Below are 16025 nucleotides of genomic sequence, written 5' to 3' on the forward strand. Positions count from 1 at the left end.
ATCAGCAGATCAGCCGAGCGCGGTACCGCGATCGCCACGCGGTCTCCGGCAACTATGCCGCGTTCGGTCAATACGTGCGCTAGTTGGTTAGCTGCGGCGTTGAGCGTGGCGTAATCGAGCTCATCGTGCGCATGCGCGAGAGCGATCGCCTGCGGCGTGGCCGCGGCCTGTCGTTCGAAGCGCTGCGGCAGCAACTCGGCCGCGGCGATGTTCGGGCCATGGCTCCAGTCGCTGAGCAACGTGGTGCGCTCGGCGTTGGTCAGGATCGGCAGTTCGCTCAGGCGCAAGCGCGAATCGGCCGCGACAGCGTCGAGCACGCGCTGCAGACGTTCGGCCAACCGCTCGATGGTGGCGGCGTCGAACAGATCGCTGGCGTACTCCACCCGGCCGAACAGGCCGGCGGCGCGGCCGTTGTTGTGGCGGTGTTCGGTCCAGTCGAAGCTGAGATCGAACTTGGCGTTCTCCAGCAGCAGCGGCTGCGCGCGCACGTCCAGTCCATCCCAGGCCGGCAACTCGGCGTCCTGGGTCTGCAAGGCCATCAACACTTGGAACAGTGGGTGATGCGACAGCGAGCGCGCCGGCTTGATCGCATCGACCAATTGCTCGAACGGCAGATCCTGATGCTCGTAAGCGCTCAGGTCGGTTTCGCGCACGCGTGCCAGCAGGGTTTCGAAACTGGGATTGCCCGAGGTGTCGGTGCGCAGCACCAGGGTGTTGAGGAACGCACCGATCAGCCCGTCGAGGCCTTCCTCGCCGCGCCCGACGATGGGACTGCCGAGCACGATGTCGTCGCCCGCGCCGAGGCGGCTGAGCAGCGCCGCCACGGCGGCCTGCAGCAGCATGAACAAGCTGGCTTGATGGGCGCCGGCGCGGTCCAGCAGTCGCTGATGAAAGTCGGCCGGCACGCGGAAGCAAACGCTGCCGCCGCGATAACTCACCCTCGCCGGACGCGCGCGATCGGTGGGCAGGCTCATCTGTTCCGGCAGCTCGGCCAGCTGGCGTTTCCAGTAGTCGAGCTGGTGCGCGCTGCGGCTGTGCGAATCCTCGACATCGCCGAGCAGCTGACGTTGCCACAGGCTGTAATCGGCATATTGCAATGGCAGCGGCGCCCACCCCGGCCTCTGCCCGGCGCGCCGCGCCGCATAGGCCTGGGCGAGGTCCTGAGACAAGGGCCGCAACGAAACCGCATCGGCGACGATGTGATGCAGCAACAGCAACAGCACGTGCTCGCCCACATCGACTTCGAACAGATCCGCGCGCAAAGGCAACTCGCGGCTCAGATCGAATGCATGATCGGCGGCGCGCAGCAGGTCGTCGGCGAGGCGGGCGCTGTCGCTGAGGTGCAGCGACAACGGCACTTCGGCTTGTTCCGGCGGCAGGATCTGCTGCAACGGCTGTTCGCTGTCGGGGAAGATCGTGCGCAGGCTTTCGTGGCGCGCGGCCAGATCATTCAGCGCGGCGCCCAGCGCGGCGATGTCGAGTTCGCCGCTCAGGCGCAACGCGACGGTGACGTTGTAGGTGGAGCTGGCGCCTTCGAGCTTGTGCAGGAACCACAAGCGCTGCTGCGCGTACGACAGCGGCAGGTTCTGCGGCCGCGGTTGTGGCCGCAGCGGCGGACGCGGCGCGTCGTTCGGATCAAGCCGCAGCGCCAACTGGGCCACGGTCGGGGCTTCGAACAGGTTGCGGATCGGCAGTTCCAGTTTCAGGCGCGAGCGCAGCATGCCGGTCAAGCGGATCGCCAGCAGCGAATGCCCGCCGAGTTCGAAGAAATCGTCGTCGATGCCGACCTGCTCGCGGCCCAGAAGTTGCGCGAACAGCTCGCACAGCAGTTCCTCGCGCGGATTCCGCGGCAAGCGCAGCGCGCCAGCGGTCTGGACGGGTGCGGGCAATGCGTTGCGATCGAGTTTGCCGTTGGCGTTGAGTGGCAGCGTGTCCAGCGTTACGAACGCGGCCGGCAGCATGTAGTCGGGCAGACGTTGTCCGAGTTGCGCGCGTAACTGGGCGACATCGATCGTGGGCGCGACGACGTACGCGACTAACTGCGCCTGACCAACACCATCTTCGCGCGCCACGACCACGTTCTGGGTGAACCCCGCCAATGCCAGCGCCGCCTCGATCTCGCCCAATTCGATGCGCAGACCGCGGATCTTCACTTGATGATCGGTGCGGCCGAGATATTCCAACTGGCCGTCGGCGCGCCAACGCGCCAGATCGCCGGTGCGATACATGCGCTGGCCGGATGCGAACGGGTTGGCGATGAAACGCTCGGCGGTCAGGCCGGCGCGGCGAAGATAGCCGCGCGCCAAGCCGGTTCCGGCGAGGTACAACTCACCCGGTACGCCAGCGGGCACCGGTCGCAGCGCGGCATCGAGCACATAAGTCTGGGTATTCCAGATCGGCGCGCCGATCGGCACCGCGGTGCCGGCGGTTTCATCGCGGCAGGTCCAGGCAGTGACGTCGATGGCGGCTTCGGTGGGGCCGTAGAGATTGTGCAGGGGGCGGTCGAGGGTCAGGCGAAGGCGTTCGCGTAGCGCTCCGGACAGCGCCTCACCGCTGCAGACGATTCGGCGCAGGCTAGTGCAGGTCGCGCTGGCCGGATCGTGCAGGAACGCCTCCAGCATCGACGGCACGAAATGCAGCGTGGTGACGCTTTGCTGTTGGATCAGTTCGGCGAGATACGCCGGATCGCGATGTCCGCCGGGACGCGCCATCACCAACCGTGCGCCGTACAACAGCGGCCAGAAGAATTCCCACACCGACACGTCGAAGCTGAAAGGCGTCTTCTGCAGTACGACGTCATCGTCTTGCAACGCGTAAGCGTGCTGCATCCACGCCAGGCGATTGACCAGAGCCTCGTGGGTATTCGGCGCGCCCTTGGGTTTGCCGGTGGAGCCGGAGGTATAGATCACATAGGCCGGATGCAGTGGCGCCAGCTTGCCGCGCCATTGCCCGTCAAGCGGCTCGTCTGCCGACTCGTTAAGGATGCAGGCCTGCAGCGCGGCATCGTCGAGTTCCCAACGCGGCACAGTCATCGCCGGCAGCGCGATGTCGCTGCGAGTGATCAGCCGTACCGGTCGGGCGTCGTCGAGCATGAAAGCCAGTCGATCGGCCGGGTAATCGGTATCCAGCGGCAGATACGCGGCGCCGGCCTTGAGCACGGCGAGCAGAGCGACGACCAGCTCGGCCGAACGCGGCAAGGCGATGGCGACGATGCTTTCGGGACCCGCGCCGTGCGCGATCAGGCGTTGAGCCAAGCGATTGGCACGCGTATTGAGTTCGGCGTAGCTGAGCTGCTCGTCTTCGAAGACGACCGCAACCGTATGCGGCGTACGCGCTGCTTGTTGTTCGAACAACTCCGGCACGGTCGCGGCCGGCACCGGCTCCGCGGTGTCGTTCCACTCGCCGAGCAATTGCTGGCGCGCCTGCGCATCGAGCAACTCCAGCCGGCCAACACGCCGCTCCAGGTCGTCGGCGCAGGCTTCCAGGATGCGCTCGTAGCACTGCTCGACGCGTTCGATCTGCGCTTCGTCGAACAGATCGGGACGATAGCTGAGGCGCAGGTGCAGGCGTTCGCCCGGCACCAGCAGCAGGCCGAGCGGATAATGCGACATGTCGCCGCCCCGGCCGCCTTCGGCCAGACGCACGCGCAAGGAGTCGGCCTCGGCGTTATCGAGGAAGCGTCGGTCATGGGCGTCGAGCTGATAGTTCTCGAACACCAACAAGGTGTCGAACAACGCCTGATGGCCCAACTCGCGCATCAGATCGGTCAAACCCAGATGATGCGCGCCGAGCAGGCGCGACTGGCTGTCCTGCAAGCCGTCGAGCAGTTCGCCCAGGGTCTGCGCGTTGTCGATGCGCAGGCGCAGCGGCAGGGTGTTGACGAACAAGCCGACCATGCGTTCCATGCCGGTCAGTTCCGGCGGACGGCCGGAGACGGTGATGCCGAAGCAGACGTCCTGATGGCCGGTGGCCTGCGCCAGCAACAAGGCCCAGGCACCTTGCAGCAAGGTGTTGATGGTCAGGCCGCGGCGGCGCGCCTGCGCTTCCAGCTTCGCGGTGAGTTCGCGCGAGAAATCGCGGCGGCGCGTGCGCGGCATAACCGGCAGCGCGGTGGCCTGCGGCGCGATCAGGCAAGGCTGACCGAAGCCCTGCAACGCCTCGCGCCACGCGGCGAGCGCGGCCGGGCGCTCCTGCGCGGCGATCCAGCGCAGATAGTCGCCATAGGGCGCGACCGCGGGCAGGGACGAAGCAACGCCGCGCGAGTGGTACAGGTTGAACAGTTCCTGCAGCAACACCGGCACCGACCAGCCGTCGAGCAGGATGTGGTGATGGGTGAATACCAAGCGATGTTCGTGATCGCTCAAGCGCACCAGGCTGAAGCGCAGCAGTTGCGCTTGCGCCGGATCGACGGGGCGTTCGAGGTCTTCGTGCAGGAAGTCGGCCAGCGCTCGCTCGCGTTCGCCCGCGGGCAGAGCGCTCAGATCGCGTTGTTGCCAGCATAAAGCCGGTTCGCGCGGCAGCAATTGCAGCGGCGGTTGCGCATCGAGCTGGACGAAGGCCGCGTCCAGGTGCGGATGCCGCGATAGCACCTCGCGAGCGGCCCGCTCCAATGCCTTCGCATCCAGCGGACCGTCGAGTGCGAACAGCATCTGCACCAGATAGGCGTCCGCCGACTCTTTGTCGTAGAGGGCATGGAACAACATGCCCTGTTGCAACGGCGCCAGCGGCAGGATGTCGGTTAGTGGGCGCGCGGCTTCCAGTTGCGTGATGGTGTCTTGATCGAGCTTCAGCAGAGACAGATCCGACGGTGTGAGCGCGGCTGCATCGGCGCGCGTCGCGTGCGCGATCAATGCCTGCAGGTAGTCGAACCAGGCTTGGGCTAACGCCTCGATCTCATGGCCTTCGAATAGTTCACCGGCATACGACCACGCCGCGACCAACTCCGCACCGTCGGCGCGATCGAAGACGATGCTGTTGAGGGTGATGGCATGGCTCAACGGACGGCGCGAATCGTCGCCGCCGCCGAACTGTTCCTCATCCCCGACCGTAGTGAATCGGCCCAGATAATTGAACGCCAACTGCGCCGCGGGCGCGGCGCCGAGTTCGGCGTCGGCCGCGAGATGGCGCAGCAGGCCGTAACCCAGGCCGCGGTCGGGAATCGCGCGCAGTTGTTCCTTGACACAGCGCAGCGCGCGGCCGAGATCATCGCCGCCGTTGAGGGACTGATCGATATCGATCGCCCCCGGATCGAGCGCGACCGGATACACACTGGTGAACCAACCGACCGTGCGCGACAGATCGACGTCGTCGAAGATGTCTTCGCGGCCGTGACCTTCCACTTCGAAGCGCACCGCCAATCCGGCCTCCGCATCGCGCTGCCGTCGCCATGCCGCGACCGCGAGCGTGAAAGCGGTCAGCAACACATCGTTGATGGTGGCGCGGAAAGCGGCCGGGACTTCGCCCAGCAATCGCGTGACGTCTTCGCCGGCAAGGTGCAGGCGCAGCTCACGTCGTGTGGCTACAGTGTCGCGCGCAGGATCGAGCGCGCGTGCGCCCAGCGCCGGATCGGGCGTCGCCGCCATGCCGCGCCACAGTGCAAGCTCGCTGTGTCGCTGCGTTGTTTTCGCGTCCTGCTGCAGCCGTTCGGCCCAACGGCGCAGCGACGTGCCCGGTGGATCGAGCGCCGGCGTCTGTCCCTTCAACGCCGCTTGCCAGGCCAATTCGAGATCGGGCAGCAGAATGCGCCAGGACACGCCGTCGACGGCGAGGTGATGGATGATCAGGCACAAGCGGCCGGGTCGATCCGCGCCGCGATCGCCCCAGATCGCCTGCACCAGCTTGCCTTGCTGAGGATCGAGTCGCGTCAGTGCATCGGCCGTAGCCTGTTCGAAGCGGCGTTGGTCATCATTGGCATCGGTCAGCTCGACACGGGTCAGACAGGACGCCGCGTTGACTGTAGCGACCGGTTGGATCGAAGCGTGGTGCTTGCCGTCGCGCGCGATCAAGCGTAAGCGCAGCGCGTCATGGCGGTCGAGCAAGGCTTGCAAGGCGGCGAGCATCGCCGGCTCAGTCATGCCCACGGGCACTTTGAGCGATTGCGACTGGTGCAGCCGTGCGAGCGGGCCGCCTTGATCGACGAAGGCCTGCATGATCGGCAGCAAGGGCAGATCGCCGATCGCCTCATCGGCGGTTTGCGCGGGTGCCGCTGCGGGCGTTGCGATGTCTCGCGCGGCGATGTCGGCCGCCAGCGCTTCGATTTTCGGATGCTTGAACAGATCCCGCGGCGCCAATGGCAGGCCGCGTTTGCGCGCACCGGCGACCAGACGGATCGCGCTGATGCTGTCGCCGCCGAGTTCGAAGAAACTGCTGTCGATGCCGATTTGATCGAGATCCAGAACTTCCGCGAACAGCTCGCACAGCAGCGCTTCGGTCGCATTGCGCGGCGCGCGCGTGCCACCATGGAAGTCCGGCGCCGGCAGCGCCTTGCGATCGATCTTGCCGTTGCCGGTCAGCGGCAATAGCGGTAGCGCCACGAAGGCGGCCGGCACCATGTAATTGGGCAGGCGCGCGGCGAGTTGTTGCTGCAGACTCGCGCTGTCGATCGCGTCGGCGACCAGATAGGCCACCAATTGCTTCTGCCCGACGTGGTCTTCGCGCACGATCACGGTGTTGCCGGAGAAGCCGAGCTCGGCCAAGGCCGCTTCGATTTCGCCGAGTTCGATGCGATAGCCGCGGATCTTCACTTGCTGATCGACGCGGCCCAGGTATTCGAGCTCGCCGTCGGCGCGCCAGCGCGCCAGATCGCCGGAGCGGTACATGCGCTGGCCGGCCGCGAACGGATTGGCGACGAAACGCTCCGCGCTCAGCGCCTGGCGATGCAGATAGCCGCGGGCCAAGCCTTCGCCGGCGATATACAGCTCGCCGGCGGCGCCGGTGACTTGCGGACGCAGGTTAGCGTCGAGGACGTAAAGCTGGGTGTTCCAGATCGGCCGGCCGATGGCGACGCTGCCTGTTTCACCGACATCCGCGCCTGCCTCGTAGACGCAGCAACCGACGGTGGCTTCGGTGGGACCGTATTCGTTGATCAGCCGTACTTGCGGGTGATGTTCCTGCCAATAAGCGAGATCGGCATGCATCAGCGCTTCGCCGCCGAGCACCAGAGCGCGTGCCGGAGCTGGCGCTCCGGCTTCCAGGTTGGCGTTGAGCAGCTTCAGATGCGCTGGCGTGAGCTTCAGTACCTCGTAGCCGCCCGCGGGCTGTTCGGCGATGAGCTTGGAGAAATCGCCGTCGAGAGACGCCAAGGTCAAAGGCTGGCCCGCCAACAAGGGGCCGAACAATACGGTTACGCTACCGTCGAACGCGGCCGACAGCGTGGTGGCCGAGCCGTTGCCGTCGGCGGTGAAGTACGCGTGGCGGACCCAGGCGAAATAGTGCGCGGCGGATCGGTGCGAGACCATCACGCCCTTGGGTTTTCCGGTGGAACCCGAGGTGTAGATGACATACGCCGGATGCAGCAGATCCAGCGGACGCGAACGCTCGGCGTCGCCCGGATTGTCGTCGCGGCTGTGCGCGAGGCGTTCCTGCAGCGCGGTCTCATCGAGCAGACACAACGGCGCCGTCGCAGGGAACAATCTTGAAAATTCGTCATGCGTGATCACACGCAGCGGACGCGCATCGTCGAGCACCATCGCCAACCGTTCCGGCGGGTTACCGAGGTCGAGCGGCAGATAGGCGGCGCCGGCCTTGACCACGGCCAGCAGGGCGATGATCAGATCGAGCGAGGGCGGCAGTGCGATCGCCACCACCGATTCCGGACCCGCGCCTTCGCCGATCAGCAGATGCGCCAAGCGGTTCGCGCGTTGGTTGAGTTGTTCGAAGTCGAGCTGTTGTTGCCCGCAGATCGCCGCCACGGCTGTCGGCGTGCGCGCCACTTGCGCTTCGAAGATCGCCGGCAGGGTCGCGGCGAGGATCGGCTGCTCGGTGGCGTTCCAATCTTGCAGCAATCGACCTCGTTCATCGCCGTCCATCAGCTCGATGGTCGCGATGGTCTGGCTCGCATCCTCGACGATTGCCGCGAGCATGCGCTCGAAACGCTGTGCGAACGACTGTACCGTGGCCGCATCGAACAGGTCGGTGGCGTATTCCACGAAGCCGCGTAGGCCAGCCGGGCTGCCGTCGGCGTGTTCGTGTTCAGCCAGCTCGAAGCTGAGATCGAACTTGGCCGTGGGCATGTCGAACAGTTGTTCGCTGCAGCGCAATCCCGGCAGTTGCAGGGAATGCCCCGTGGCTTTTTGCAATACCAGCATCACCTGGTAGAGCGGATGATGCGACAGCGAACGCTCCGGACTGAGCGCGTCGACCACTTGCTCGAACGGAAGTTCCTGATGTTCGTATGCTGCCAGATCGCTTTGACGCACGCGCTCCAGCAAGGCGTCGAAGCGCGGATTACCCGAAGTGTCGGCGCGCAATACCAGCGAGTTGAGGAACAAACCGATCAACCCGTCGAGCGCCGGATCGGCGCGGCCCGCGACCGAACTGCCGATCGGAATATCGGTGCCCGCGCCGAGGCGGGTCAGCAACGCCGCCAGCGCGGCGTGCAGGACCATGAACAAGGTGCAGTCGTGTTGCTTCGCCAAGGCGAGCAGACGGCCGTGCAGATCGGCGTCGAGGTTCCAGTACAGATGCTGGCCGCGATAGCTGATCTCGGAGGGGCGCGGGCGATCGTAAGGCAGGCTCAGCTGTTCGGGCAGATCGGCCAGCGCTTGCCGCCAATACGTCAGCTCGCGTGCATGCGTGCTGTCGGCGTCGTTCGGATCGCCGAGTATGGCGCGTTGCCATTGCGTGTAGTCCGCGTATTGCACCGGCAGCGCTTGCCAGTCCGGTCCGCGATGCTCAAGCCGCGCGGCGTAGGCGCGGGACAGATCGCCGGTCAGCGGCTGCAGCGAGGCGCCGTCGCCGGCGATGTGGTGCAGCAACAGCAGCAATACATGCTGTTCGGCATCGATACGGAACAGGCTGGCGCGCAGGGGCAGTTCGCGGGTCAAGTCGAACGGGCGCATCACCGCGGCGTCGAGCGCCGCCTGCAGTTGCGCTTGCGCGATATCGACGACGGTCAGTGCGAGTTCGGCTTGCGCGAGCACGTGCTGATACCAATGCTCGGCCGCGGGGAAAATGGTGCGCAGGCTTTCGTGGCGTTGGACCAGATCGTTCAGGGCCGCCTGCAGGGCAGGGATCTGCAAGGAACCGTCAAGGCGCGCGGTCAGCGGAATATGGTAGGTCGCGCTGGGGCCTTCGAACTGATGCATGAACCACAGCGTGCGCTGGGCGTGCGACAGTTCGAGCCGTTCGGGTCGCGGCAACGCTTGCAAAGACGGGCGCTCGCCGCGCATCGCGCGCAGCCGCAGCGCCAGCGCGGCCGGTGTGCGTGCTTCGAACACTTCGCGGATCGACACTTCCGCGCGCAGACGATTGCGGATGGCGGCAATCAGGCGCAGCGCCAACAGCGAATGTCCGCCGAGTTCGAAGAAATTATCGTCGACGCCGACTTCTTCCAAGCCCAGCACTTGCGCGAACAACGTCGCAAGCTCCGCTTCTTCCGGCGTGCTGGGCGCGCGCTGCGTCGTCGATGCGAAGCTCGGCGCGGGCAGCGCTTTGCGATCGAGCTTTCCGTTGGCGTTGAGTGGCAGCGTGTCCAGCGTTACGAACGCGGCCGGCAGCATGTAGTCAGGCAGACGTTGTCCGAGTTGCGCGCGTAACTGGGCGACATCGATCGTGGGCGCGACGACGTACGCGACTAACTGCGCCTGACCAACACCATCTTCGCGCGCCACCACCACGTTCTGGGTGAACCCCGCCAATGCCAGCGCGGCTTCGATCTCGCCCAATTCGATGCGCAGACCGCGGATCTTCACTTGATGATCGGTGCGGCCGAGATATTCCAACTGGCCGTCGGCGCGCCAACGCGCCAGATCGCCGGTGCGATACATGCGCTGGCCGGATGCGAACGGGTTGGCGATGAAACGCTCGGCGGTCAGGCCGGCGCGGCGAAGATAGCCGCGCGCCAAGCCGGTTCCGGCGAGGTACAACTCACCCGGTACGCCAGCGGGCACCGGTCGCAGCGCGGCATCGAGCACATAAGTCTGGGTATTCCAGATCGGCGCGCCGATCGGCACCGCGGTGCCGGCGGTTTCATCGCGGCAGGTCCAGGCAGTGACGTCGATGGCGGCTTCGGTGGGGCCGTAGAGATTGTGCAGGGGGCGGTCGAGGGTCAGGCGAAGGCGTTCGCGTAGCGCTCCGGACAGCGCCTCACCGCTGCAGACGATTCGGCGCAGGCTAGTGCAGGTCGCGCTGGCCGGATCGTGCAGGAACGCCTCCAGCATCGACGGCACGAAATGCAGCGTGGTGACGCTTTGCTGTTGGATCAGTTCGGCGAGATACGCCGGATCGCGATGTCCGCCGGGACGCGCCATCACCAACCGTGCGCCGTACAACAGCGGCCAGAAGAATTCCCACACCGACACGTCGAAGCTGAAAGGCGTCTTCTGCAGTACGACGTCATCGTCTTGCAACGCGTAAGCGTGCTGCATCCACGCCAGGCGATTGACCAGAGCCTCGTGGGTATTCGGCGCGCCCTTGGGTTTGCCGGTGGAGCCGGAGGTATAGATCACATAGGCCGGATGCAGTGGCGCCAGCTTGCCGCGCCATTGCCCGTCAAGCGGCTCGTCTGCCGACTCGTTAAGGATGCAGGCCTGCAGCGCGGCATCGTCGAGTTCCCAACGCGGCACAGTCATCGCCGGCAGCGCGATGTCGCTGCGAGTGATCAGCCGTACCGGTCGGGCGTCGTCGAGCATGAAAGCCAGTCGATCGGCCGGGTAATCGGTATCCAGCGGCAGATACGCGGCGCCGGCCTTGAGCACGGCGAGCAGAGCGACGACCAGCTCGGCCGAACGCGGCAAGGCGATGGCGACGATGCTTTCGGGACCCGCGCCGTGCGCGATCAGGCGTTGAGCCAAGCGATTGGCACGCGTATTGAGTTCGGCGTAGCTGAGCTGCTCGTCTTCGAAGACGACCGCAACCGTATGCGGCGTACGCGCTGCTTGTTGTTCGAACAACTCCGGCACGGTCGCGGCCGGCACCGGCTCCGCGGTGTCGTTCCACTCGCCGAGCACCTGCTTGCGTTCGTCGGCATCCAGCAGTTCGATCTCGGCCAGCGGCCGCGACGGCTCCGCCAGCGCGCGTTCGACGAACAGCAACAGACGCTTGGCGTGCCGTGCGAGTTCCTCGTCGTCGTACAGCTCGTGGTTGGCGTCGATATTGACAGAGCAACCGGTCGTGCCCGGTTGGCCCTGCAAGGTCACCGAGAAATCGTGGACCAGGCCGTTGGACAGCGAATGCAGGATCGCGCGATGGCCGTCGAGCGCGTACTCGTAGTCGAACGGCATGATGTTGATGCGCGGCCCGAACGCGCTCGCCGCGGCCGGACGCATGTGCTGGATGTCCTTGCCGCGGAAATACTGATGCTTGAGCACGCGCAGGATTTCCCGCCCGCTGCGCTTGGCCAACTCGATCAGCGACTCGCCCGCGAGAACGCCCAAACGCAACGGCAAGGCGTTGGCCGTGGTGCCAGGCATGTGGCGCAGCGACTTGGCGCGCGCGGCCACCGGAAAGTCGAAGGTGTCGACCGTGCCGCCGCTGATGCGATACAGATAGGCTGCGACCGCGGCGGTCATCAACTGCGGCCACTTGCTGTCGCCCGTCTCCGCCGCGATCAGCGCCGTGCTCAGTGCCGGCGATACAGACAGCGAGCAACGGCGGAAAACGCTGTCGCGGCTGAGCGGACGGCCGTTAAGCGCGGTGGTTTCGGGCAAGCTGCGTGCGTAATCGCGCCAGAAGTCGAGGTCGCGCTGATAGCGGGTTGATTCGCGGTAGTCGCGGTCGTCGTCCAACAGCGCGGCGATCTTGCCCAGGCCGCTGGCCGGTATCTCCATGCCTGCGCACAGTGCGCTGTAGATCTCAGCGACGCGTGTTACGTCCAGCGACGAGCCCGCGCCGTCCAGCACGATATGGTGGTAGCGCTTGTACCAGAGATAGCGATCCTCGCCGAGCTTGAACAGCGCATAGTTGAACAGCCGCGAAGAGCGCAGGTCGAACACGCGCCGCATATCGGCCTGCATCGCCGACATCGCGGCCTCAAAAGGCAGCTCTTGCGAAGAAACGTCGACGAACTCGAAGGGCAGCGCCGGTACTTCGCCGAGGTATTGCAGCGGACCCTCGGGGCCATCGCAGAAGCGCAGATGCAAGGCATCGGTTTCGGCGACGAAGCGGCGCAAGGCCTGCTCGAATTTACCGATGTCCAGCGCACCGCCGATATCGAGATAGCCGCAGCTGTGGTAGAGCCAGTTGGCCGGATCCAACTCCTGACCGAACCACATTTCCAACTGCGGCGTCGAGAGCGGGCGGAAAATGTGATTGGTTTCTTTGTTCATGATTGCATCCGGTGAAAGCGCGGCACGGCGGGTCGCGCCGGCAAGGCCTGGCAAGCTTCGAACGCAGCTGTCCGTGGGCCGCGTGGCCCATGCAGGGGTCGGCAGCCGTTCGCACTGGCGGGGTAGCGACTGGTAGCTGGCGACTAGCCCGGCAGGTGATCGGAATACGGATTGCTGAGCGTAACGGCGATTTTTCGCGGGCCGCTGAAGGTGCGGCGCCCATGCGCGAATTGCATGTTGTCCAACAGCAGGACATCGCCCTGTTCCCAGGCGACGTCGTAGGCCTGTCGGTCCAGGCCGTCGCGCACGGCCTGCAATATGTTCGGAGGGATTTCGCTGCCGTCGCCGAAGAAGGACTGGCGAGGCAGGCGATCGGCGCCGAACATTTCGATCATCGATTGCGCGGTGTCCGCGCCCAACGATGAGACATGAAACAGGTGCGCTTGATTGAAGAACAGCTTTTTACCGGTGACTGGATGAGTGGCCACGCCCTGGCAGATCTGTCCGGTGCGCAGGGTTTCCTCGTCGAGCCATTCGTGCTCGATACCGGCGTTGTCGCAAAACCGCGCCACTTCGTTTTTGTCGCTGGTCTGGAACACCGTTTCCCACGGCAAATCCACGTACGGCCGATAGTGGCGCACGTATTTCACCCGGCGCTGTTCGAACTCGTCCATCAAGCCGGCGCCGATCGATTGCGTGGCGCTGCGCATGGAAGCGATCGGCGTGGCGCCGCCGACGTTCGCCGGTTGCAGGCAACAGAACGCTACCAACATGGGCCAGTCGCGCTGATAGGCGTTTTCGCAATGCAGCGGAATCTCCTGGTTCTGCGGGAATTCCGTTGCGGTGAATACGCCGCTGCCCAATGACGTGCGCGGTGTCGAGCGATAGGTGTAGTTAAGTCTGGCGTTGCCGACCTGATCCGCGACCGCGCTGAACTTTTCCACGCTGTCGACCGCGAAACCGCGGAACAGCAGCGCACCGTGTTCGAGCAACTCATTCTTGATCTCGTCCGCATGCTCGGCGAGCAAGACGGCCAGATCGGGATTTGCTTGATTGGGCGAGATCAGAAGTGGGGCGGGCACTTCGCCGTCCAATCGCTTTTTCTTGATGTCCATATGCCTACGCAGGGAATGGGGAATGGGGTGAAGGGGGCCGCGGGACACTGCCCTGGTGACGCGGGTGGGCTGGCTGGGATTCCTGGGTGAACTACGTTTCCAGTCGCGGCGGAAAACGGGGATGAACGATGGGATCGGCGAAGAAACGGATGCGTGGCGGATGTTTGGCGGATGGCCGCGATCGGAATGTGCGACTCAGCCGGCTTCCAGCGCTTCGATCTCGTGCGGTTGTTGGAACTGGCGCTGCACCAGGCGCGCGTAATACGGGTGGCTGGCGATCAATTCGGAATGGTTGCCGATGCCGGAAATGCGACCGCCTTCGAGGAAACAGATGCGCTGCGCATGGATCACCGTCGACAAGCGATGGGCGACGATGATGTTGGTGCGCCCGCGCATCAGCGCTTCCAGCGCAAGCCGTACCTGATGTTCGGTTTCGCTGTCGAGGTTGGAGGTGGCTTCGTCGAGGATCAGCAAGTCCGGATCGCGCAGGAACATGCGCGCTATGGCGATGCGCTGGCGCTGGCCGCCGGACAGGTTGTTGCCCTGTTCGATCAGCACGGTGTCCAGGCCTTGCGGCATGTGCTCGATGAAGTCCAGCGCACCGGCGCGCGCGGCCGCGGAACGCACCTCGTCGTCGGAGAACGTGCCGGACAGACCGTAGACGATGTTCTCGCGCACGGTGCCGGGCATGACGGGTGCGCTCTGCGCGACATAGCCGATGCCGCCGCGCCATTCGGGCAGCGGATAGTCGCGGATGGGCCGGCCGTCGTAGAGAATCTCGCCGCCGCTTGGCTCGTAGAAGCGTTCGATCAGCGACAGAATCGTGGTCTTGCCGCTGCCGCTGGTGCCGACCAAGGCCGTAGTCGTGCCGGGCTCGAAGTGCAGATCGATACCATTGAGGACGATCCGGTCGCGGCCGCCGTAGGCGAAGGAAACATTGCGGAATTCGAGCACGCCACCGGGGCTGTGCGGCACGGGCTGCGGCGTGGACTGTTCCTCGGTCTCGGCGAAGATCGCCGCGATGCGCACCGAGGCGCCCTTGGCTTTCTGCAGCTCGGCGGTAAAGCTGGTCAGATGCGCGAGCGGATTGATGACGTTGAAGATGTAAAGGATGAAGGCGGTGAGCGTGCCGACGCTGATCTCGCCGGCGGCCACGCGCGCGGCGCCGTAGACCAGGATGATGATGATCGCCAGGGTCATCGCCAGGCCCATCAACGGCTCCAGCACCACGCTGATGCGCGCCGTCTTCAAGCCCAGGCGCTTGAGATCTTCGATCTCCTCCGCGCTGCGCCGGCGCTCGTGCGTCTCGGCGGTGAACGCCTTGACCAAGCGGATCTCTTGGAAAATATGGGTAAGAATGCCGCTCATCCGTGCGACGCGGTCCTGGGTGCGGCGCGAGAGGCCGTCGAGCAGGAACGCGATCGGGATCATCACCGCGAACGCGGTGACGACCGAGCCGAGCAGGGTGAGCGTCAGCGGCACGTCCAGCAGCAGTAGAACCACGATCGAACCGCCGAGCAGCAACACGCCGGTAACGAGGTTGACGGTTTGCTTGGTGATCAGCTCGGAAATCGCTTCGCAGTCGCGCACTACGCGACTGACTCTTTCGCCGCTGCTTTCGCTATCGAATGAAGCGACCGGCAGCCGCAAAAGCTTCTCGACCAAGGCGGTGCGCAGCCCCGCCACCACTTGATAGCCGACGCGCGCGAGCATGTAGGCGGACAGCGCGCCGGCGGCGGTGCCGCCGATCAGGATCGCCGCCACCAACGCGACTTGGCTCAGGTCGATTCCGCTGCCGTTGAACTGGTCGATCAGGTGTTTGGTCTGGATCGGAAACCACAGCGAGCCCGCGACCGAGCCCAATGCAGCGAGCACGGCGACGGCGAACGCCGCGCCGGAAGGGCGGCCGCGGCGGATGAGTTGCCACAAGTGGTTTTGATTTTTCTGTAGTTCGATCACTGTCTGCTCTTGATCGCGAAACGGAGCGAACGGTAGCAAGGCCACGCAGCATCGAGTGTGTTGCGATGCACGTATTGCGGTAAATCGCGCGCAAAATCGTATGCGCGGAAGTACAAATGAAACACGTGCGTCACATGGGTGACAAGAATCACGACGGCTTGATGACGATGAATGTCGCAGTGCGTCGCATGATGTTTCGCACGATGCGATATGTAGAGATGAGTAGCGCATATCATCGCAACCGTCGCTATCGTCACAGTCGTAGCGATCTTCGCGATGTCGACGTTGGCAGCGCTGGTTGTGCGCTTGTTGCCCGCCCCGATCGGCTTCTAAACCGGGGCTGCCTGCTGCTGAATGGATCGTCCGGCCGCTGTGGCAACGAATGAAATGTGGTTTTCGCGACGATGAAATAAAGCGGCGTTTCGGTCATGGCACCGATGGACATGTCGATCGGGTTGCGTATGGT

General features: G+C 64.9%; 4 protein-coding genes (1 of these 4 cut by a window edge). 1 reads left to right on the plus strand and 3 read right to left on the minus strand.

Annotated elements, in window-relative coordinates:
- From ACTOWJ_RS05015 to ACTOWJ_RS05025, 3 genes are all read right to left on the minus strand, one after another.
- Positions 1-12485: the 5' portion of a non-ribosomal peptide synthase/polyketide synthase gene (locus ACTOWJ_RS05015; protein WP_441333505.1), read on the minus strand. The gene continues 15409 nt to the left of window position 1, outside the view; only the first 12485 of its 27894 coding nucleotides appear in the window; the start codon lies at positions 12483-12485; the stop codon falls past the left edge of the window.
- A 143-nt stretch (positions 12486-12628) separates the two neighbouring features.
- Positions 12629-13600, minus strand: coding sequence for a TauD/TfdA family dioxygenase (locus tag ACTOWJ_RS05020; protein WP_441333506.1), 972 nt, complete (start codon positions 13598-13600; stop codon positions 12629-12631).
- Positions 13601-13795: 195 nt separating this feature from the next.
- Positions 13796-15559 (minus strand): ABC transporter ATP-binding protein, encoded by a 1764-nt coding sequence (locus ACTOWJ_RS05025; RefSeq protein ID WP_441333507.1) that lies wholly within the window; start codon positions 15557-15559, stop codon positions 13796-13798.
- Positions 15560-15675: 116 nt separating this feature from the next.
- Here ACTOWJ_RS05025 and ACTOWJ_RS05030 point away from each other — a divergent pair, with 116 nt between their 5' ends.
- On the plus strand, positions 15676-15945 hold the full coding sequence (locus ACTOWJ_RS05030) for a hypothetical protein (RefSeq protein ID WP_441333508.1): 270 nt from the start codon (positions 15676-15678) through the stop codon (positions 15943-15945).
- The last annotated feature ends 80 nt before the right edge of the window (positions 15946-16025 follow it).

Origin of the sequence: Lysobacter sp. CA199 (assembly GCF_052078715.1) — a bacterium.
Lineage (GTDB): Bacteria > Pseudomonadota > Gammaproteobacteria > Xanthomonadales > Xanthomonadaceae > Lysobacter.